Genomic DNA, 21,294 nt, shown 5'->3' with positions numbered 1-21,294 from the left:
TGGCTAAAAATAACGCTTCCTTCTATTTTATCATGGCGAAGGATGGTCGTCTATCGGATCGAATGTTGTTTGATTTGTTCTCTTTCAATAATTTTATGAAAGGAGTACAAACCGATATCCATTCCGCTTCGTTACCTTAAGAAGGAAAAGCATTCTACCAAAATTGAGTTTGCTTCACCCCATTTAAGGAGGCGTGTACGGTATGAGGTATTTGAAGAAATTAGTCCTTTCAGCTGTTGTACTTCTAGGTGTTGTCATGGGTCTGACCGCGTTGACAGCGATTGCAGCTGAGCAAATGCAAGTCAAATCGGAGACAGATGTGGCAGGCGATCTAGGTATCTTACAAGGAGACGGCAACGGTCTTACGACGGAATATCTTACTAAGTCTACAACGAGATTTCAAGCAGCGATCATGTTTTTACGTTTAAAAGGACTGGAAACTGAAGCATTAGCTTACAGTGGGATGACTAATTTCAAGGATGCAAGTCTTGTCTACAAAGAGGGGCAAGCGGTTCTTGGTTACCTTAAAGATCACCCTGAGCTAGGTTGGCAAGGTACAGGTGGAGACCAATTTGATCCATTATCTGGCATCACAGCTCAAGCTTATTACAAGGTATTGCTGGAAGCCCTCGGTTACAAGCAAGGAACAGATTTTGAGTTCGCTCAGGCACTTACTTTTGCTGAACAAAAGGGACTATCCAAAATCGCAGGTGTTGGGCAGCTCGTCAACATGAATGTGGCAACTGCGACAATCGAAGCTTTGCACGCGACATTGAAAGGCAGCGACAAAACACTAGCAACTGTGTTATCAGGAAAGGGGATCCTGGCTGCGAATAAGCTTGAAGCACTTACATACAAGTCACTACAAGTAAAGAAAAACGATGCGCTTGGAAGCTATCTGGCTGATTCCAAAGGAATGACGCTCTACTATTTTACCAAAGATGCAGGGGATCTGAATTCTTGTGTGGATGCTTGCTTAGCAAAATGGCCTGTTTATTATGATGATCAACTGATCGTGCCAGCAGGCTTTCAAGCAGCCGATTTTACTGTGTTACTGCGCAAAGACGGTAAGAAACAATTGATGTACAAAGGTTGGCCTTTATATTATTATGCTATGGATCAAGCAGCAGGGGATACGAAAGGCGATTCGGTTGGTAAGCTCTGGTATGTCATTAAACCTGCAGCTGGGATTGCAGTAGGGACCAAAGCCGATCTAGGCAACTATTTGACGGACACCAAGGGTATGACACTTTATTATTACGATAAAGATACGAAAGGTGTCAGCAACTGTGCAGGAAAATGTTTGGAAAAATGGCCTTTATACGATGCCGACCACATTGCTGCACCTACGGGTATGAACTCGGCTGATTTTGGAACTATTATTCGTGCGGATGGCAAGAAGCAAACGACTTACAAAGGCTTTCCTTTGTATTACTGGGTAGACGATAAGAAGATGGGAGATACGACAGGACAAAATGTAGGCAATGTATGGTTTGTCGTAGATCCAGCGACTTTCAGTGGAACGAAAGCCGTCAACAGTTCGGTAAAAACAAGCAAATCTGATCAACTTGGCACATATCTAGTTGATACGAATGGCATGGCGCTATACTTGTTTACCAAGGATAAAGCTGATGTGAACTCCTGCGTCGGTGCATGTATTGTGAACTGGCCGATATTCTATGATGCGAATCTGACAGTGTCGAGTGATTTGAATGCAAGTGATTTTGGTGAATTCACGCGAACGGACGGAACAAAGCAAAACACCTACAAAGGTTGGCCTTTGTACTATTGGGTTAAAGATAAAAATCCTGGAGATACAACAGGGCAAAATGTAGGGAAAGTGTGGTTCGTTCTAGATCCTGCAAAAACTGAAATCAGGTAACAGGCAACAGAAAAGCTGTAACTGTGAACTTCAACCTACTGCTTGATGCAGAAAGGTTGGAGTTTTTGTCTATACGAGCTGAAAATATGGTAATGTAAGAGTTAATTAGACATCACTTTCACTCGKGGAGAGCCAAGCTATGCGAAATCGAACAGATGGGGAGCTTATGCAGCTAATTATGGCGAAAGAGCATTCTGCTTTAGAAGAGCTCTACGATCGTTATGCTAAGCTTGTGTACTCGTTTGCTATGAAATCCATGAAGAATGAGCAAGAAGCTAGAGAAATCGTACAATTGGTGTTTACGCGTCTGTGGACAACCAGCAAGGGCTATGATGACAGCAAAGGCGTATTCGTCAATTGGATCATTACGATCACACGCAATATTACGATTGATTATGTACGCAAAAATCGTAAACTGGGCCAAGTCGTTCGATTTGAGCCGCGTGAGTGGGAACAAGCACTTGTTTCGGGGGATTCGAATCCGGAGTCGGTCATATCCCGTAAGTCGACGGTTGAACAAATTCAACAAGCCTATGTGCATTTATCAACAAATCAGATTGAATTGATCGAAATGATGTATTGGGAAGGCTATTCGTTAAGTGAGATTGCTTCAAAAAAGAATGAACCAGTAGGCACCGTAAAGAGCCGACTACATCAATGCTTAAAAATTCTTCGTAAGCATTTGACATCACGAGGGGAGGATGACATATGAAAGAACAAGAACCTATTGACTGCAGCTTTATCATCAATTATTTAACAGGCGAATGCACGGAATGGGAACGTGCTTCTTTCGAACGACATCTGCGTACCTGTGACTCATGCAGAGAAGAACTGCCAGAATTGCGCGCTGTCTGGCTTACACTACCTTATCACATGGAAGAAGTGGAACTTCCGCCGGACTTGAAGGGGCAAGTGATGGAGGCCATTCGTAATGAGCCGATCCATAAAGAAGTAAACCATAAAGAAGAGATTCATAACGTAGAGCCCAATAAAGGTCCAATTCTTAAGCGGCGTTCATTTGCATGGATGTATGGGGCAGCTGCCGTGGTCGTGTTTGGTATCGTGGTAGGTGCTATATGGAACTATGACGCTTTTCACACCAAGGAAACAGCAAGTGGTATGAGTGAGCCTTCAAAGGTTGTCAATACGTTCAATTTGACATCGGCGGACACTTCCATGCCAGCAGCTTCGGGAACAGCTTGGGTTGTGCAGTACGGGGATGTTCATAAAGTTGTCGTGAACTTGTCGGGACTGAATGAAACGAGTGGCGATTGGACTTATCAGGTATGGTTGAATCATAACGGGAAAAAGTACAACTGCGGAACGCTGCGTGTGGATAATAAAGGGGTAGGCGTACTGTCTTATGATGTTCATGCCAAAAATTTGAGTATCGATTCCATCGGTGTTACGTTGGAACCGGATCCTAATGGCAGCCAGCCGCGAGGGAAGAAAGTGTTGGGGTCGGCTTAATCAAAAACAGGTCTCCTTTTTCAGAAAAGGAGACCTGTTTTTCGTTCATTTCATGCCCGAAAGCCAAGTGGCTAATGATTCGATATCATCGGGCTTTAATGTGTCTTTGAAGGGAGGCATCTCGACTTTACCGTTCATGATTTGCGTGACGATTTGCTCCTTTGTTCTACGTGAACCAACTTTCGTTAGGTTCGGGCCGTAATCTCCTGCCAAGCCTACACCATGGCATACCAAGCAGTTGTCTTTATAGAGCAGCTCGGCTTTTGCGCTTGGGATGCTTGCCGGCGTATCCTGCGGCTTTACAGACGGCGCAGGCGCAGGCGTAGGTGCTGCAGTAGGTGCAGGCGTCGCGCTAGCAGGCAATGGCGTTGGGGCTGGTGTCGGCGTCGGCGCAGACGTCGCAGCTGCTTGGGGTTGCGGCGTTGCGCTGACAGCCGCAACTGGGCTTGCTGTAGCGGCAGGCGAAGGCGTTGCCGCAGGTGGTGCAGTCGCCGACGCTTGTGGAGTCGGCGTTGCTGTTGCCGTCGTTGTCGCTACAGGCGACGGCGTGGCTGAAGCAGCGGCAGGCGAGACAGCCGTCGGACTGGCTTCCTTACCGCTGCACCCTGAAGCAGCGAAGATGATCATCCCACAAAGGCTTGCTTGCATCCATTTGTTCAATCGTTCCAACTCCTTCGTATGTATTAATTGAGGTAACGAAGGATTGTTGATTTCGGTTTGATTTGTGTAAGGAAAAGTGGGCTTACATTTTGCCGATTCGTGTTTAGATGTATAAACTACAGCTAATTTGCTCGAATGTGAAGCGTTTTCGTAATTAGATGGAAAAAATACATCTAATTTGTATGAAAATAGAAGAAACAAGCCATTAGAAGGAATTTAACTACAGGAAATACAGTTAATCCTTCGAATTCGAGAATTCCACTTCAAATAGATGGAGAAAATCCAGTTAATTTGCTGGGAGCAGGTTTACGCATCCGTCATTAACGCAAAAAAGCTGTCTCGAAAAGTCAAAACTGACTTTGAGACAGCTTCTTTGCGTACATTATGGAGCTACACCGTAGCTCCAGTCAAATCAAGCCAGGCCAGCTCTTGCGCCGACAGCACTAGCTCTGCGCCATCGCGGCAGGAGACCATTTCGGCCTCGGTGCGCGGACCGATCAGCGCGCATGCCGGAAAAGGCTGGCTTAGCACGTAGGCGAGGGCGATCTGGATCGCGCTCACGCCTTTTTCCTGTGCGAGCTGCTGCGCACGCTGCAAGCGCGTCCAGTTCTCGTCGCTGTAGAATACGCGAACGAGATCCGCGTTATCGCGGATTTCCGGCGAGAACCGGCCCGTGAAGAAACCGCGCGCCTGCGAAGACCATGACAGCAGCGGAAACTGCTGCTCTTCGTACCAGCGCAGCGCCTCGCYATCTGCAGATACGCAGCCAGCCCAGAACGGCTCATTTGGCTTAGCGAGACTGAGGTTAGGTGAGCTGAAGCTAAAGCCGACGAGGCCGTGCTGCGCGGCATATTCATTCGCTTCTTGTAAACGCTGATGCGTCCAGTTGGATCCGCCGAAAGCGCGGATTCTGCCAGCTTCCAGATGCTCATTCAAAGCTTCGACAATGACGCCAACAGGTGTCGCAGGGTCGTCACGGTGTAAACCATACAAATCGATGTAGTCGGTACGCATCCGATCTAAACTTGTCATTAAGTCCTGACGAATGGCTTCCGGATTCACACGAGGACCGTTGTTATCATGATGAGCACCTTTAGTGAATAACACCATCTCTTCTCTTTTGCCCGTTTCGTCCAACCAAATACCAATCGCTTGCTCGCTTTGTCCACCACAATAAATATGAGCAGTATCAATCGTGTTCCCGCCAATAGTMAAATAATGATGGAGGATTTCTCTAACTTCGTGCGGGTTATCTAGTCTGAAAAAGTCAGATCCCATCACCAACTTGGATACCGGTTTATCTAATCCTTTGATCTGAATATGCTTCATTTATGTTCTCCAGCCTCTCGGTTTGAATTATTAAAGCTGAACGCGCGCGCGTTCTGTTGCGGATTGCAAGCAGGCGTCGATAACTTTCAAATTTAAAATGGCATCATGTGCAGGGAAGCGTTGCGGTTTCTCACCCCAAGCAGCATAGGCCATATCGTCCACCTGCAGGGCGTACTGGTTAAGGAAAGGAACTTTTTCTTCGCGCTGTTCGTTCCCCACAAAAACTTGGAAATGACCGGATTCTTCAGTCGGTGTTACAAATGCCGATGGAATCACAATGCGCCCCTTGGAACCTAGAATCTCAAGTGTATTTCGGAACGAAGCCCACATCCCGCAATCGAACGTGAGGGCTACATTGCCACTGAATTCAACAAGTCCGGACATCATCATATCGACGTTATCATGTTCCGGTGAGAAGAACGCATGAGTGGTAACAGCCTCAGGTTCACGTTCTAGCAAATATCTAGCCGCACTTAGCGGGTAACAGCCAACGTCATAAACCGAGCCGCCGCCCCATTCGCGGACGTAACGAACATTTTTGCTATCATCCGGGTTGCTGAACGTAAATGTACCGTGAATACCGCGAATATCTCCGATTTCGCCAGATTGCATGATGGCTTTTACGCGTTCGTAACGAGGGTGATGGCGGTACATGAAAGCTTCAGCGAACAGCACACCAGCTTCTTCACTAACCGTAACCATTTCCTGAACTTCAGCTGCCGTCAGTGCAGCAGGTTTCTCACACAGGACATGCTTTCCTGCTTGCGCTGCGCGGATCGTCCATTCTTTATGTAAATGGTTCGGAAGGGGGATGTAGATCGCATCAATATCCCGATCCGCAATTAATTCTTCATAGCTTCCATAAGCTTTCGGGATTTCAAGTCGAGTGGCAACCTCTTGAGATTTCTCCAGATTGCGACTAGCGATTGCGCTTACAACACCAGTTTCGGACTGCTTAATTCCTGGGATACAGGCACGGATGGCAATACCCGCACAGCCTAGAATTCCCCAACGAAGTTTAGTCATGACAGCATTTCTCCTTTTTTGAAGCGGAATGTGTGACGTTATATTGCTATTATAAAATGAGTTATTTAAAATGAATATAACAATATATTGAATCGACTATCGTAATATTGTCATTAGAGATGAGGTCTTATTCGATGCGCCGACAAGTTATGTTACCTACTTTACAGCAATCCATGTATTTCATATTCCCAGAATCCGTAGGCTGGTATCGCGAAGAGCCCCAACATGAAGTCGAGCGGCCGGAGGGTTTATGGTCAACGTATAGTTTGCATTTTGTCATCTCAGGAAAAGGTTATGTGGAGATCGAGGGGCAGCCATACACTTTGCAAAAGGGGGATGCCTTCCTATTTCCGCCTTATCAAGAGCAGCGTTATTCCAGTTCCAAAGATGATCCGTGGGATGTTCGGTGGGTGCATTTTTATGGGGATCAGATCAAGGAGTTCCTATTGGAGAAGGGGTTTTTGCGCAATTTATGGACGTTAAAAAGAAATGCTGAGCTTGAGAAAGCTTTCAATGAGCTGCTTTTAGAAGCGGAAGCCCATCAAATACTTCGCCCCACGCAGTTGAGCACGTTGATGTATATGATTTTGTGCGAATTCATGAGCTATGCCTCGCCGTTAACCGTCAATCGTGGGACGGAATCGGTGGATCGGATTCTAGCCTTGCTTCCCGAGATGCAGCGTAGAGCTTGCGAACCATTTAATCTCGAGGAGTGGGCGGAGCTCACGGGCGTCAGTACGTATTATTTTTGCAAAATATTTCGAAAAGCCACTTCGATGACGCCGTTGTCGTTCATTACACTTTGCCGAATTCAATTCGCTAAGCAGCGCTTAATTGAGAAAGAAAATTGGCCGATCAAAGACATAGCAGTTGAAGCGGGTTACACGTCTGCAAGCTATTTCAATCAGCGATTTCATGAACATGAAGGCATGACACCGAGTGAGTTCCGCAGCCTATACATGAAAGGATCTTTCAGCTAAATGGGTGATCCCGGGCTCGGTACTAGTAAAAGTTAGTACTTTTGGAAGGCATGCTAGCACGGTACTCTTAGTCTGTAGAGACGATAAGGGGGYTGAGCAGATGCAAAGTCAAGGGAATAAGAAATCTTTTCAAACCAATCGGATATTGCATATGATCCTGGTTGTGTGGCTTGGTGTGTGGGGATGGTTGGCAATTGCGCCGCATAGTCGCGGGGATTGGGTGTTAGAAAATCTTTTGACGTGGGCAGCTTTACTTGGACTGATCGCTACGTATAGAGTATTTATTTTTTCAAATCTAACGTATGGCTTATTGGCGAGTTTCTTGTTGCTGCATAGTGTAGGGGCTCACTTTTCTTACAATGGGACATGGTTCGATCCTTGGTTGCGGAGCATATTTGGGTCAGAGCGGGATCATTTTGATCGGCTGGTTCATTTGAGTTTCGGATTGCTTTGTGCCTATCCTATTTATGAAGGTTTGAGGGGCTGGACAACACTTGGGAGAAGATGGATTTATGTGATGACGTGTGTTATCGTTTTGGCTATGGGTGCTTTCTATGAGCTTATCGAAATGTGGGTTGCCATGATCGTAGCTCCTGAGATCGGTACGTTATTCGTTGGTGCGCAAGGGGATCCTTGGGATGCTCAGCATGATATGGAACTCGCCTTGTACGGAGCGATTATTGCGATGTGTGTGACGGCTTTTGGGAAACGAAGGCAAGTGGAAGATCACTTATAGGGGAAAATGGGAGGCAGAGTTGGGAATGGGAAATGAGCGTGAAACTGCTATTAGTGATGCGAATGCGAATACAAATGAAAATGAAAGTGAAAATACAATTGAAAAGTCAAAGGCATTTGTGTATGTTGGTTCATACACGGATGATCAGCATCCAGTTGGCATTTCTTTATATAGCTTTGATGGGCAAAATGGTGAATTGACGCTGGTCGAAACGTATAGCGATTTACCGAATGCTTCGTTTCTGGCGGTGAACAAGGATAAAACCGTCTTGTACGCGGTGAGTGAAACGGTGACATATGAGGGACGGTTCGGAGGCTCGGCAGCAGCCTATGCGATTGAAGCGGGCACGGGGAGATTGAGCAAAATCAACCAACAGCCAGCAGCTGGCTCTGCGCCTTGTTACATTAGCTTGGATGCCACGGGCCGCAGGGTGTATGTGGCGAATTACTTAAGCGGCGATGTAACGGTGTTTCCCGTAGAAGCGGGGGGTGGTTTGGGCGAGCACACGCAGCTGATTAAGCATGAAGGCGAGCTTGGACCGCAAGCGGATCGCCAAGAAGCGCCGCACGCGCACTCGATTGTCCCGTCTCCGGACAATCAGTTTGCTGTATCGGCCGATCTGGGCCTTGATCGGCTAGTTGTTAGCCGCATTGACGCGGAGAGCGGCGCCCTGCTGCCGCATGGCGGAGCAGAAGTGAAGCCGGGCGCGGGCCCGCGGCATGTGGTGTTTAACGCGGACAGCATGTATGTGTACGCGATCAATGAGCTGGACAACACGGTAACCGTGTTGTCTTATGAGGCGGACGCGGGCCGCATGGCCGCGGTCCAGAACTTGTCGACACTGCCGGAGGACTTCGGCGGTGTCAGCTATTGCGCGGACATCCACCTCTCCGGGGATGGCCGTTTCTTGTATGCATCGAACCGCGGACACGATAGTATCGCGGTTTATGGGGTCGACCGAGACAGCGGCACGCTGTCGGTCGTGGGTTGGCAGTCGACGCGGGGGCAATGGCCGCGGAATTTTGCTTTATCGCCGCAGGATGCGTTCCTGCTCGCGGCGAATCAGAACTCGGACAGCATCGTTGTCTTCCGCAGGGATGCGGAGACAGGGATGCTGCAAGAAACGGAGCAAACCGTAGCGGTATCGCGACCGGTTTGCGTAAGGTTTCTATAAGAAGCGCTGAACGCGCAGCGTTAGGCGCTATTTGTGAAAAAGGTGGGGCAAGTTTCGACTTGCTCCTCCTTTTTTTAGCATGGCGTGCGCTGTAACGGTGAAAAACATCACTACAGCCGCAAAACCCGCTAATACCAGCCGCGCTCAAGCTCTATAGTGATGAAAAACATCACTACAGCCGCAAAACCCGCGAAACCCGCCGCGCTCATGCTCCATAGTGATGAAAAACATCACTACAGCCGCAAAACCCGCCAAAACCAGCCGCGCCTTGGCTCCATAGTGATGAAAAACATCACTACAGCCGCAAAACCCGCCAAAACCAGCCGCGCCCAAGCTCCATAGTGATGAAAAACATCACTATAGCCGCAAAATGCGCCAAAACCTACTGCCCCCAGGCTCCTTAGTGATGAAAAACATCACTACAGCCGCAAAACCCGCCAAAACCAGCCGCKCCCAAGCTCCATAGTGATGAAAAACATCACTATAGCCGCAAAATGCGCCAAAACCAGCCGCGCCTTGGCTCCATAGTGATGAGAAACATCACAACAGCCGCAAAACCCGCCAAAACCTCCCGCCCTCAGGCTCCATAGTGATGAATAACATCACTTCTGCTCAAATACCCGCCAAAAATTAGTTGCACATGCAACGTGTTCGACGTACACTAAATTAGTAGCAAGTGCAACGATTCGGTAGGTTAGGTGCATTTTAGCAGTAAAATCAGAAACCAGGAGGGGTTGTTGCAATGATTGAAACGCGAAATTCGATTCCAAGATKGGTATCGCTGATTTACCGGTACGGACAGATGTATATTGGTGACCATTTGAAGCAATTCGAGATCGGTAGAGGTCAGCATATTTTCCTCAATGCGTTGTATAAAGAGGACGGTTTAACGCAAGAGGAGTTGTCCKACTATTTGAAAATCGATAAAGGAACGACGGCAAAAGCGCTGAAAAAGCTAGAAGAGCAAGGCTACATAACGCGCACAGTCAGTGAAAAAGATAAGCGATGCTACGAGGTTTTATTGACGGACAAAGCTCGCGGAATTAAGGAGGATGTACGCAAAGTTCTMACGGATTGGCGCGAGAGATTGACGTTCGGCATGTCGGATGAGGAGAAGCAGATGGCTCTTACGATTTTAGAAAAAATGKGTCACAATGCGGCTCACTTTGCTGAGGAAGAGGTAAACCAATGAATATGAGGGCTGCGGGAGCTGTGTTCGTTGATCGTCATTTCCATGCGTTGACACACAAGAATTATCGCTATATGTGGTTAGGGCAATGTGTATCACTGATCGGCACATGGATGCAAAATATCGGGCAGTCCTGGCTCGTTCTCACACTGACGGGATCGTCTCTTAAACTTGGGATTGTGGCTGCGTGTCAGTTTCTACCTATCCTTTTGTTTTCGCTGTTTGCCGGCATTATCGTGGATAAATTTCCTAAGAAGAAGATTCTTATACTCACACAGACGGTATCGATGATACTTGCCTTCGCATTGGCCACATTGGTGCTAACGGATACGGTTCGTTATGAATATATTCTTGTCTTAGCATTGCTTCTAGGCTTGAATAATACGTTGGATATGCCTACAAGGCAGGCGTTTAATGTGGAGATTGTGGGTAAAGAAGATTTGATGAATGCGATTGCCCTCAACTCAACGACGTTTAATATGGCAAGAATTGTTGGCCCTTCAATCGGTGCAGTCATGATGGCCTGGTTGGGAGCAGGTTGGTGCTTTTTGCTAAATGGAGTCAGCTTTATAGCTGTTCTATATGGACTGATTCATATTGAGGCAGCACCTTACGTACGTAAGATGAGAGCGAAGGAAGGTATTCTGAAGGAAATTAAAGATGGTATCGTCTACATTGCCAAAGATCCGATCCTCTCACCAACTGTGTTGCTAGTAACCGTCATTGGTACGCTTGCTTTTAACTTTAATATTCTTATTCCTGTGTTCACCAAAAATGTCCTGCACATKGGAGAGACGACTTATGGTACGTTGATGTCTTGTTTGGGAGTGGGGTCACTTGCAGGGGCTCTGACGATGTCGTTTCGCAGTAAGCGAGGTCCGAAGCTGAAGTTGAGTATGGCTGCAAGCTGCTTGGTTGCCATTTGCTTAATTCTTAATGGACTGAGTGGTTCCGTTTGGGTCTGTGGTACGCTGCTTGCGTTCACGGGGTTCTTTAATATTTTATTCGCGACAAATAGTAATTCGGCTCTTCAAATGTACGCGAAGGATGAGTATCGTGCACGTGTCATGAGTGTGTATTCCCTTGTATTTGCGGGTTCGACACCGATTGGCAGTCTGTTCTCTGGGTTCATAGCGGATCGGTTTGGGGCGAATGGGGCATTTATTGCTTGTGGGGTTCTAACGGGCTTGCTCTGCCTATTCATTACTTGGAAATATAAGTCATCACTCTCAATACAATCGCTTAAGGAGCAGGAAATCGCTTGAAATGAGTAAATTCGACTTTTATTTTATAAAGATTCCATCATTTGGGTTGTCAATTAACTTGGGATTCGCTACAATATGAGGATAAGTTCATGTGTGAGGAGGGATCTTGTGCTGGGGATATTGAAGAAATGGATGCAGAAACCAATGCAGGAACCGAAGCACACGGTGGATTACCAAACGATGGAAATCGACGTTGTCATTAAATGTTTTGTTTCGGATAAGGAGAAGCCGTTTCGAGTCATCTTTAAAGTAGAGAAACAAGGCTCTTTCTTTTCGAAAGATATTTTTGTGAAAAATGTGGATTCGAAAACATCCTATGAGCTCATTCATAACTTTTCCACGCTTGGCATGAACAATGAAGAGTTGAACAAGTATGAAAGCACGGATTATGCTGAATACAGCTTCGCTACGTTGGAAGAAGCCAAAAAAGTGAAAGATACAACCGTCGATTACATACGCTTTCTGATTCGCGAGCATCAGCAAGAGACACTAGCAAAAATTTCATAATGGTATAAAGAAGGAAGGAGCTGGCGATCAATTCGCTCGGCTCCTTTTTTTGGCGCTTATATTCGATTGTACCTATGCTTCAGCCTTTTGTTGCAAGACAATCTCTTTCAACTTATGTTGGCGAAGCTTCGTAATCGACGTGTATTTGGATTCGGATCCTCTAACTTCGAAGAACACTTTGCCGTCCCCAATATGTTGAATTTTACGAGTGTTCACATAACAATCTGTGTTTACTTTGAAAAAGCTGCTGTCTGAGGTCATATTTTGGATCTCTTCCGTATTTAAGCGTTTCTTAATATGGTAGTTCTTCCCATGAAAGGAGACTAGGCCATGTTCACCAACGCGGAAATACATAATGTCCTTTTCTAAAATAAAATCCTCATATGTATTCTTTACTTCGAGCGCTACATTCATTTTATTTGCCCCCTTCTTAAAATGATAACGCTTACATTACTTGAGACGGTTTTATCTTACCATAATCTGTGAGGTATGGGAAGGCTTTTTTCATTTAAAAAAACCAACATGTTTCGCCCTCAAAGGCAGAAAATGTTGGTTTTATGCTGATTTTGACGAACGAGCAATTATTTCCTCGGAAATAATTTACAGTGGAATATTACGAGCAACCCATACGCCAGCAGCACCTGCTTGTGCTAATCCTCGTGTAATTCCTGCTCCGTCACCGCCACAGAAAAGACCTGTAATTTCCGTCTCAAAGCTCTCAGTCAGCTTAGGTCGAGCAGAGTAAAATTTGGCTTCTACTCCATAGAAAAGCGTATGTTCGGATGCGATACCTGGTGTAACTTTTTCAAGTGCGTGGATCATTTCAATTAAGCTTTTCATTGTATTGTAGGGAAGAACAAGTCCAAGATCACCTGGAACTGCTTCCGAGAGAGTGGGTTCTAAAAATCCTTCGCGTATCCGTTCAGCAGTGGATCGACGTCCTCGCATAATATCGCCGAATTTTTGAACTATTACGCCTCCGCTTGATAAGTCATTCGCGTGCTTACATATTTCTCTTGCATATTCATTCGGCTTATCGAAAGGCTCCGTAAATTTATGAGAAACAAGTAATGCGAAATTCGTGTTGCTGGATCCAAGCGCAGGGTCCTTGTAAGAATGGCCATTGGCGGCCATAATACCGCTGTGATTCTCAACCACAACATGTCCAGAAGGGTTGCTGCAGAAGGTCCTAACACGTGTACCAACGGAAGTGTTATACACAAATTTACCTTCATACAGATGTTCGTTAATTTCACGCATGACAACATCAGAGGTTTCAACACGAACACCAACATCGACTTGATTGTTGGACATTTTGAGTCGGCGTTTCTTGAGCACCTGCGTTAACCAAGCCGAACCGTCTCGTCCTGGAGCCAGCATGACATAGTTGCTTAGGTGCTCCGTGCCATCTTTCAAACGAATTCCTTGAATGACATGTTTATCTTCTTTTTTCGTTGTTATGATATCATCAACTTCGGTTTTGAACTGCATATCGATGTGTGTTTTCAAATATTCATAGATGGATTTGAGGATCATTAAATTTTGCTCCGTACCCAAATGACGAACCTGAGCGCGAAGCAGCTTTAAGCCCGCCGCGTAAGAGCGTTGCTCTATATTTTTCACTGCTTCGGTTGTAGGATCCGTAATGTTTTCTGTTGCGCCATGCTGTAGATTGATGCTGTCTACATAACGAATGAGCTCCATAACTTTACTTGGGGCCAAATAATCCGTCATCCAGCCACCGAATTCGGTTGTAATATTGAATTTTCCATCGCTGTAAGCACCTGCTCCGCCAAAACCGGAGGTAATGGAACACGCGGGAAGACAGCCAGAGAAGTCTTTCTTACCAGCTGGAGGTGGACAAAGTTTGATTTTATTTTCGAGAATTGGACAACTGCGCTTGTAAATGTCGTGGCCTTTGTCAATGAGTAAAATGTTCGCGTTAGGGTGAAGCAATGTCATCTCATAGCATGCAAAAATACCGGCAGGTCCTGCACCAACAACGATAAAATCATAAGCTTTCATAGCAGCAATCTCCTCTGGAACAGTTATATTTGGACGCAAAAAAACCTAGCCACACGGGTATGCGAAAAAGAGCACCCGTCGTAGCTAGGAAGTTATGGCTTCCTCTAGAGACCCCCAAGCCAATCCTCGAGGATATACGAACGATTCATATTTATATGGCTAATTGTCATTGCCTTGACTATCATAATACGAACATTATTGGTTGTCAACGATTTAATGTTCGTTAAATTGAAATGGGAGCTGGAGAGCAAAAACAGCCGTATGCCTCATGCACACGACTGTTTTTGTTTGTTTTTCTCACAGTGGTAAACGTGTAATCGTAACGACGGCTGAGCGTGGGTTTTTGTCTCCAGACTTATGCTGCCATTGACTTGTTGGTTTGTTGGTTCCTGCACCTGTTGACCCTGGATGGTTAACGGATAAGAATACAGTATCCTGCAATTCGGTGAAGGAAACGCCGCTAAGTGCAGCTTCAATGGGGGCAGAAGCGAATTGTTTCGTTTTATTAGCGACACCTGATCGGTGGATGAGATACATGCCATTATTTTTAAATTCGGACCAAGCACCGGAATTTAATTGGTCAGGAGCAACGTCCGATCCGACCCATAGGTTACCATTTTTATCAAAGGTTAAACTGGCAGGTGAGCTAAAACCGCTCTGTCGTCCGCCTGTAAGAAACGTTTCGAATTCAAAGTTCGAGCTGCCATTTTCTTTTAGACGGATAATCTGACCGTAAAGGTTGCCGCGGCTAGTATTCTGCGTATAGGCAATATAAATAGATTTATCTACGGGATGCAGGGTAAGCTCAGAAGGCCGATCACATGGAGTAGCTCCTATAATTTGTGCTGCTTCATTGGCATAGGTAAGCACATCGCTTTGGGATGTGAACTGTTCAAGCAGGACTTCTTTGGATTTATACATAGACTCAGGGACTTGATAGGTAAAGCTTTTCAGCATTTTGCTAACATTCGATAGGGAGAGCTCAATCCAACGGCCCTGAATGAAGTCTGCCGCGTACAGACTACCTTCAGTTAAGAGATTTTCTTTATCTTGACCTTCTCTCCATGGATCCTTGCTTACAAATTTGTATACAAATCCGTTTGGCGAGTCTTCACCCATGTAAACGACGACTTGATTGTTCGTGTTCAAGGTCATAGCTGCACTGCCGTGATGAAATCTGCCAAGTGCTGTATGTTTAACGGGCTTGTTCTGTTCATTGAAAGGGTCGATCTCAACGATCCAGCCGTAATGAGACAGTGCTAAACCGGCGTCACGACAAGTTTCTTCATAGTGGTTTTCGCAAGTAAGCTGCGTGTTCCATAGGGTTTTGGAGCCTCCACGGTTACCGATTGTTCTTTGGACGCGCGTTGCACCATGAACGGCTGAAGTTCCACTAACTGGACCCGTCAGATCGATCGGAGATAAGCCTGAGATCCGTCGTGCAACGGAAGAATTATCAACAAGCTTCCATGAACCGAAGGTATCCTTCTTCAGATGTAACAATGAGCCACCTTGCTCGTAAAGCAACTGTTTCTGTTGTTCCCAAACGATAGGTTTAGAACGATCTATGAGCCAAGGATACGGACCTGATTCATGATTGACCCATAACATGGCTTCTTTATTTGAATTAGGCAGGGGGAAAAAGGAGGTGTAGCAGCTGTTATATCCAAAGGTATCACCTTTTGAATTTATTTTATCCCCGTATGCGGCTATAAGCTGATATGTAAATCCGTTGCTTAGAAGAAGTTGATCCGCATCAGCCGCTGTATGTAAGGTTGGGTTGAATATTTCTGGCAATTGCTCGTAAGCATTATTGTCTTCTGATGCACTAGCTTTCTGAGCGAATGCTGCGAGACCTGTATAGGTGGAAGCAACTGAAACTGCACTTAAGCCTAAATATTGCAAAAAATGACGCCGTGAAAATGTTTTTTTCGAGTCCATGACAGTCCTCCCGACTTAAATGAGCTTATTATAGTAATAACATACCATAAAATAAAAAATATGCATGTATTATTACCTATATTTTGCTAGAATAATAGAGAATATTGTCGAAATTTTTAGAATTGAAAGATTGGTAAGGAATACTGTCGAATTTATATATCTTTTACGTTTAATTTGCATTCAACCGTCTATTCGAAATTAGGAGGATACAAATAATGGCCTATATTGGTGAAATTCGTATGTTTGGAGGCAATTTTGCTCCAGTTGGATGGATGTTTTGTAATGGGCAGATGCTCTCTATTTCCCAATATGAGACTTTGTATTATTTATTAGGAACGACTTATGGCGGAAATGGAGTTAGTACATTTTCATTACCCAATTTGCAGAGCCGAGTTCCTATGCATAGTGGGAATGGGATCACTTTTGCTGAGCAAGGTGGCGTGGAGGAGGTTACCTTAACCGTAAACCAAATTCCTGCTCATTCACATGCTTTCGGTGTATCGTCCAAATTTGGGAGTACGAACACGCCGGAGGGGACTGTCTTAGCGAGATCAACACTCAATCAATTCACGGATAGCGTTGGGGCGACGGCCTCAACAGGAATTCTTGGAAGTGCTGGTGGAAGTCAGCCACATACGAATATGCAGCCGTATTTGGCTGTTAATTATATTATTTGTACAGAGGGGATGTTTCCAAGCAGTGGAGGGGGCATGTCTGATGAACCGTATATTGGTGAAATCCGATGGGTTGCATTTAACTTTGCGCCAGGTGGCTGGCAATTATGCAATGGACAAACGCTTGCGATTAATCAGAATGCAGCACTTTTCTCATTAATTGGAACATTTTATGGTGGTAATGGACAAACGACATTTGCTCTACCCAATTTACAAAGTAGAATTCCTCTTCATATGGGGGCAGGACACACGATTGGCGAGTCTGGTGGAGAGCAATTTCATACGCTAGTTTCTAGTGAAATGCCATCCCACATGCATTTGCTAAATGCTAGTGTAAACGCTGCGGATTCCAAAACTCTCGAAAATCACACATTTGGTATGACCACTACGAGTTCTTATGGGTATGTTTCAGATGGTGTATCAAACAGTGCAATGGTTACTAGAGTGGGCGGAKGGCAACCTCATGAGAATAGACAGCCTTTTCTTTGTTTAAATGCAATTATCGCTCTACAGGGGATATTCCCTAGTAGAGATTAAGGAGGAGTATTATGATCGATGATGTTTATCTTGGAGAAATTCGCATTTTTCCGTTTAATTTCGCTCCTACAGGGTGGGTGCAGTGCAACGGCCAAATACTACCTATTCAGCAATATGCAGCCTTATTTTCCCTGTTAGGTACTACGTATGGAGGAAACGGTTCTACTAACTTCACGCTTCCAAATTTACAAGGTAGAGTTCCCTTGCACCCTGGTCAAGGACCAGGTTTATCAGAGTACGTTCTCGGTCAGTCAGCTGGCGAGACATCAGTCACGTTACTACTTTCGGAAATACCAGCGCACTCTCATGCGGTCCAATATGGCACATCTGGTTTCGCACAGGAATCACCTACTGGCCAACTGTTGATGGATATTCAAAGTAGACGTGGGGCAGCAGCGTATACAGAGAAGACTAACTTGAAGCCTATGGGACCACAAGCTGTTGCTTCAACTGGAAATAACCAGTCCCATAATAATATGCAGCCGTATCTAACTCTTAATTTTTGTATGGCTACGCAGGGAATATTTCCACCACGTCCTTAAGTTGAGTTTGATTTTTTGATTTATCAGAAAGGAGGCGGGAAAAGTGGATTATGCTCAAAAGGAATCACGGACTTTGATAAAATTCAATAGGAGTATGTTAGTTTTTCTTCTAATGTTGGTTGCCATTGTTGGCGTTTGGTTTAGCTTTGTTGGGTCCGCTAAAGCTGCTACCACATTTACAGTAAATACAACTATGGACGTTGTAGATGCGTATCCAGGGAACGGGATTTGTGATGATGGGGTTGGTAACTGCTCGATCCGAGCGGCGATAATGGAAGCCAACATAAAGGAAGGCGCAGATATAATTACGATACCTCCAGGTGTATATACGTTGAATTCTACACTCGGGCAATTGGTGATTAGTAGTGACATCATTTTAGATGGGATTCAAGGCAATCCCGCAAATACGATCATTCAAGCGGCAAGTAATCCCGAGTCAGCAACGAACCGGGTATTGTCCATCAACCCTAATGTCAATACGCCTGGTTATGATGTTAAGATTCAGGGACTCACGATTCGTTATGGAAAGGCCCCGTTTGGATACGGCGGAGGCGGGATAGATGGAGATGCTGGAACTCGTACGATAGAAATTGCTCATTCGATCATTGAGGATAACTATACATCCGGAAATGGTTTCGGAGGCGGGGCTTATTTAACGGGTGCAGCAGGTGGGACAGTTAAACTAAATGATGTTATTCTTCGGAATAATGCGGCCGGAATTTCTAGCTCTACGTTATATAGTTCTCAAGGCGGAGGTGTATTTCTGCAGKGGGATATGAACCTGGACCTGGTTAATGTTACCGTTACAAATAATACCTCTTATGGGCTTGGGGGTGGTTTGGCAGTAACGCCAGAGACAACAGCTGCGCGAGTAGTTACCATCAAAACTAGCTCGATCACAGGGAATAGGGCATACAGCAAAGTAAGTGCAGCAGGTTCGGAGGGGCAAGCCGGAGGTTTATATCTGGGTGTACCTGCGAACATTTCCAATACAACGATATCGAATAATATCGCTGGTGGGGACGGTGGGGGACTGCTACTTGATCATTATTTTGGAAAAGTATACATGAGTGCAGTGACGTTGGCTAGTAATTATGCTGTACGCGGTGGAGCTATTTATGTAAGCGGCTCATCAATACCTAGTATGCTTAATGATGTTGTGATGAGTGGAAATACTGGCGGGGATATTACGCTTAATCCAGATAAGCAGGATTTACAAGTAGCCATAGCGCCGGCGTCTGGTTCAAACGGGATTTTTTCGCCAGGGAAAACGGGAGCACATTATACGGTTACGGTTTATAATTCCGGGACACCGCCGGTGAGTGGTCCAGTGACAACGGTAGTTTCGTTGCCAGCAGGATTGACACCAACAGCAATGAGTGGGAGTGGATGGAATTGTAATTACAATACATTGACCTGCTCAAGGACCGATATCCCGCTGCAAGGTCAATCCGCTTATGCGCCTATCGATGTGACTGTGAATGTTGCAGCTAATGCGGCCCGCACATTGACAAGTTCGGTAACAGTGTCTGGCGGCGCTGAGATGGTTACTACAAATAATAGTGCGTCATACGTTACCACTATCATGAGTAATGATTCTCTTTTAAGCCATTTATCAGTTTCTAAAGGCATATTAAATCCTACGTTCGACACAAATACTAGGGCATATTCAGTAAGTCTCCCTTATGAGGACGACACTTTGAAGGTTATGCCGACTATTAATGAGTCACATGCAACAGTAACCGTAAATGGTAACTCGGTCGAAAGCGCTACTTGGAGCGAACCTATTTCTCTTCAGGTGGGTACTACAGAAATTAGTATTTCGGTGAGAGCAGAAGATGGAACAACAGCTACGACTGTGGTCACCGTGACTCGTGCTTTACCAGTTGTGAGTAGTATTGAAGTGTTAAGTGATAACAATGCGACATCTGTGATGATAGGACATACATTGCAAATGAGCGTCAATGTCTCACCCGGGAACGCTGGTAATAAGTCAATAACTTGGAGTATCGACGCTGGTACGAGTCATGCAAGTATTAGTTCTGACGGATTATTGACTGGAATGTCATTAGGTGAGGTACTCGTTAAGGCTACAGCCAGAGATGGTTCTGGGATAGTTGGGACGAAGAGTATTACGATTGTGCCTGTAAAGGTTACGAGTATAGATGTGATGAGTCAAGGAGAGGCATCAAGCGTTCAAAATGGTGAACAGCTGCAATTGAGTGCGTTGGTATATCCTGAGGATGCAACTGATCATTCCGTAGAATGGAGCGTTGTGCCAGGTACAGGTAATGCAGATATAAACGAGTCGACTGGTTTATTGACGGGAACAGCGGTAGGAGAAGTACTAGTCAAAGCCGCAGCTACGGATGGTTCAGGTATCGTAGGTGTCAAGACCATTGTGATTACAAAGATTCCGGTTACTGGCATAGAGGTAATTAGTGAAAGTGAAACAACAAACGTTCGGAATGGCAAAACACTGCAAATGATTGCGTTGGTATCACCTGATGATGCGACAGATGCTTCTGTAGTATGGAGCGTTGTGCCAGGAACAGGTAAGGCGGATATAAACGAGTCGACAGGAGTATTAACGGGAACTGCAGTTGGTAATGTTATTGTTAGAGCAACGGCGATTGATAACCCAGATATCGTTGGGACGCTGACAGTTACAATTAGAGCAGTACCTGTTACAGGAATTGAGGTAATGAGTGAAAGCGAAGCATCAAGCCTACGGAATGGAGAAACGCTGCAAATGAGAGCGTTAGTTTCACCCGAGGACGCGACGGATGCTAGTGTAGTATGGAGCGTTGAGCCAGTTACAGGGACAGCAACAATCAGTCCGACTGGTGAGTTGAGAGGAACTAGTCTAGGTACAGTCACAGTCAAGGCCACAGCCGTAGATGAGTCCGGGACTGTAGGGACGATGACGGTTACCGTCATACCGGTATTGGTCACAAGTATTAATGTTACGAGTGAAAACAATGTAACAAGCATTCCCAATGGAAGTACACTCCAAATGAGTGAGAAAGTGTTGCCAGGAAATGCAACGAAYACTTCCGTAACATGGMGTGTRGAAGMAGGTACAGGAACAGCAACAATTAGTCCGTCAGGTGAGTTGAGAGGAACTAGTCTGGGCACAGTAACAGTCAAAGCCACAGCCAATGACGAATCCGCAACTGTTGGTACGATGACCATTACAATCACTCCGATACTTGTCACAAGTATTAATGTTACGAGTGAAAACAATGTAACAAGCATTCCCAATGGAAGTACACTCCAAATGAGTGAGAAAGTGTTGCCAGGAAATGCAACGAAACTCCAAATGAGTGAGAAAGTGTTGCCAGGAAATGCAACGAA

At 45.5% G+C, this 21,294-nt stretch carries 18 protein-coding genes and 1 riboswitch; of the genes, 12 read left to right on the top strand and 6 right to left on the bottom strand.

Annotation, left to right across the window (positions count from 1 at the left end):
- Window positions 1-202: 202 nt before the first annotated feature.
- The 3 genes from AC1DLM_RS22785 to AC1DLM_RS22775 all read left to right on the top strand — a co-directional run bounded on the left by AC1DLM_RS22785 (window position 203) and on the right by AC1DLM_RS22775 (window position 3,352).
- The gene (locus AC1DLM_RS22785; RefSeq protein ID WP_477571271.1) at window positions 203-1,882 is read left to right on the top strand and encodes a hypothetical protein; all 1,680 of its coding nucleotides are present in this window, start codon (window positions 203-205) and stop codon (window positions 1,880-1,882) included.
- Between the two features lie 139 nt (window positions 1,883-2,021).
- Entirely contained in the window at window positions 2,022-2,594 is a 573-nt protein-coding gene (locus AC1DLM_RS22780) for a sigma-70 family RNA polymerase sigma factor (protein ID WP_441989921.1), read from the top strand.
- On the top strand, window positions 2,591-3,352 hold the full coding sequence (locus tag AC1DLM_RS22775) for an anti-sigma factor domain-containing protein (RefSeq protein ID WP_477571270.1): 762 nt from the start codon (window positions 2,591-2,593) through the stop codon (window positions 3,350-3,352). Before AC1DLM_RS22780 ends, AC1DLM_RS22775 begins: the two co-directional genes overlap by 4 nt.
- Window positions 3,353-3,397: 45 nt before the next feature.
- On the opposite strand, the gene AC1DLM_RS22770 is transcribed toward AC1DLM_RS22775, so the two are convergent.
- The 3 genes from AC1DLM_RS22770 to AC1DLM_RS22760 form a co-directional block, all read right to left on the bottom strand.
- Entirely contained in the window at window positions 3,398-4,012 is a 615-nt protein-coding gene (locus AC1DLM_RS22770; RefSeq protein ID WP_477571269.1) for a c-type cytochrome, read from the bottom strand.
- 390 nt (window positions 4,013-4,402) lie between these two features.
- Window positions 4,403-5,341 carry an aldo/keto reductase gene (locus tag AC1DLM_RS22765; RefSeq protein WP_477571268.1) on the bottom strand — a complete coding sequence of 313 codons (939 nt, stop codon included), beginning with the start codon at window positions 5,339-5,341 and terminating at the stop codon, window positions 4,403-4,405.
- A gap of 30 nt (window positions 5,342-5,371) precedes the next feature.
- The gene (locus AC1DLM_RS22760) at window positions 5,372-6,367 is read right to left on the bottom strand and encodes a Gfo/Idh/MocA family protein (RefSeq protein ID WP_441989917.1); all 996 of its coding nucleotides are present in this window, start codon (window positions 6,365-6,367) and stop codon (window positions 5,372-5,374) included.
- A gap of 134 nt (window positions 6,368-6,501) precedes the next feature.
- Between AC1DLM_RS22760 and AC1DLM_RS22755 the strand changes: the two genes are divergently transcribed.
- The 6 genes from AC1DLM_RS22755 to AC1DLM_RS22730 all read left to right on the top strand — a co-directional run bounded on the left by AC1DLM_RS22755 (window position 6,502) and on the right by AC1DLM_RS22730 (window position 12,218).
- Window positions 6,502-7,347 carry a helix-turn-helix transcriptional regulator gene (locus AC1DLM_RS22755; protein WP_441989916.1) on the top strand — a complete coding sequence of 282 codons (846 nt, stop codon included), beginning with the start codon at window positions 6,502-6,504 and terminating at the stop codon, window positions 7,345-7,347.
- A 100-nt stretch (window positions 7,348-7,447) separates the two neighbouring features.
- Window positions 7,448-8,083 carry a DUF2238 domain-containing protein gene (locus AC1DLM_RS22750; protein ID WP_477571267.1) on the top strand — a complete coding sequence of 212 codons (636 nt, stop codon included), beginning with the start codon at window positions 7,448-7,450 and terminating at the stop codon, window positions 8,081-8,083.
- Between the two features lie 25 nt (window positions 8,084-8,108).
- Window positions 8,109-9,257, top strand: coding sequence for a lactonase family protein (locus AC1DLM_RS22745; protein ID WP_477571266.1), 1,149 nt, complete (start codon window positions 8,109-8,111; stop codon window positions 9,255-9,257).
- A gap of 742 nt (window positions 9,258-9,999) precedes the next feature.
- Entirely contained in the window at window positions 10,000-10,449 is a 450-nt protein-coding gene (locus AC1DLM_RS22740) for a MarR family winged helix-turn-helix transcriptional regulator (RefSeq protein WP_477571265.1), read from the top strand.
- On the top strand, window positions 10,446-11,711 hold the full coding sequence (locus tag AC1DLM_RS22735) for an MFS transporter (RefSeq protein ID WP_477571264.1): 1,266 nt from the start codon (window positions 10,446-10,448) through the stop codon (window positions 11,709-11,711). Before AC1DLM_RS22740 ends, AC1DLM_RS22735 begins: the two co-directional genes overlap by 4 nt.
- A gap of 108 nt (window positions 11,712-11,819) precedes the next feature.
- Complete coding sequence (locus AC1DLM_RS22730; protein ID WP_171632009.1) at window positions 11,820-12,218, top strand: hypothetical protein; 399 nt, start codon at window positions 11,820-11,822, stop codon at window positions 12,216-12,218.
- 72 nt (window positions 12,219-12,290) lie between these two features.
- Here AC1DLM_RS22730 and AC1DLM_RS22725 read toward each other — a convergent pair whose 3' ends face one another.
- The 3 genes from AC1DLM_RS22725 to AC1DLM_RS22715 all read right to left on the bottom strand — a co-directional run bounded on the left by AC1DLM_RS22725 (window position 12,291) and on the right by AC1DLM_RS22715 (window position 16,184).
- Window positions 12,291-12,632 carry a LytTR family transcriptional regulator DNA-binding domain-containing protein gene (locus AC1DLM_RS22725; protein ID WP_477571263.1) on the bottom strand — a complete coding sequence of 114 codons (342 nt, stop codon included), beginning with the start codon at window positions 12,630-12,632 and terminating at the stop codon, window positions 12,291-12,293.
- A 186-nt stretch (window positions 12,633-12,818) separates the two neighbouring features.
- Complete coding sequence (locus tag AC1DLM_RS22720) at window positions 12,819-14,243, bottom strand: NAD(P)/FAD-dependent oxidoreductase (RefSeq protein WP_477571262.1); 1,425 nt, start codon at window positions 14,241-14,243, stop codon at window positions 12,819-12,821.
- Between the two features lie 61 nt (window positions 14,244-14,304).
- Window positions 14,305-14,403, bottom strand: a riboswitch (purine riboswitch).
- Between the two features lie 137 nt (window positions 14,404-14,540).
- Window positions 14,541-16,184: a PhoX family protein gene (locus AC1DLM_RS22715; protein WP_477571261.1), complete on the bottom strand. Its 1,644-nt coding sequence runs from the start codon at window positions 16,182-16,184 to the stop codon at window positions 14,541-14,543.
- Window positions 16,185-16,399: 215 nt separating this feature from the next.
- Between AC1DLM_RS22715 and AC1DLM_RS22710 the strand changes: the two genes are divergently transcribed.
- The 3 genes from AC1DLM_RS22710 to AC1DLM_RS22700 form a co-directional block, all read left to right on the top strand.
- Window positions 16,400-17,395: a phage tail protein gene (locus AC1DLM_RS22710; RefSeq protein WP_477571260.1), complete on the top strand. Its 996-nt coding sequence runs from the start codon at window positions 16,400-16,402 to the stop codon at window positions 17,393-17,395.
- A gap of 11 nt (window positions 17,396-17,406) precedes the next feature.
- Window positions 17,407-17,937, top strand: a complete 531-nt coding sequence (locus AC1DLM_RS22705) for a phage tail protein (RefSeq protein WP_477571259.1) — start codon at window positions 17,407-17,409, stop codon at window positions 17,935-17,937.
- A gap of 94 nt (window positions 17,938-18,031) precedes the next feature.
- The coding region (locus AC1DLM_RS22700; RefSeq protein WP_477571258.1) for a beta strand repeat-containing protein at window positions 18,032-21,294 on the top strand (3,263 nt) is incomplete at its 3' end.

It is taken from the genome of Paenibacillus sp. 01T442, assembly GCF_056398345.1.
Note: the sequence above shows the minus strand (reverse complement) of the source record. Positions and strands in the feature narration are given on the sequence as shown.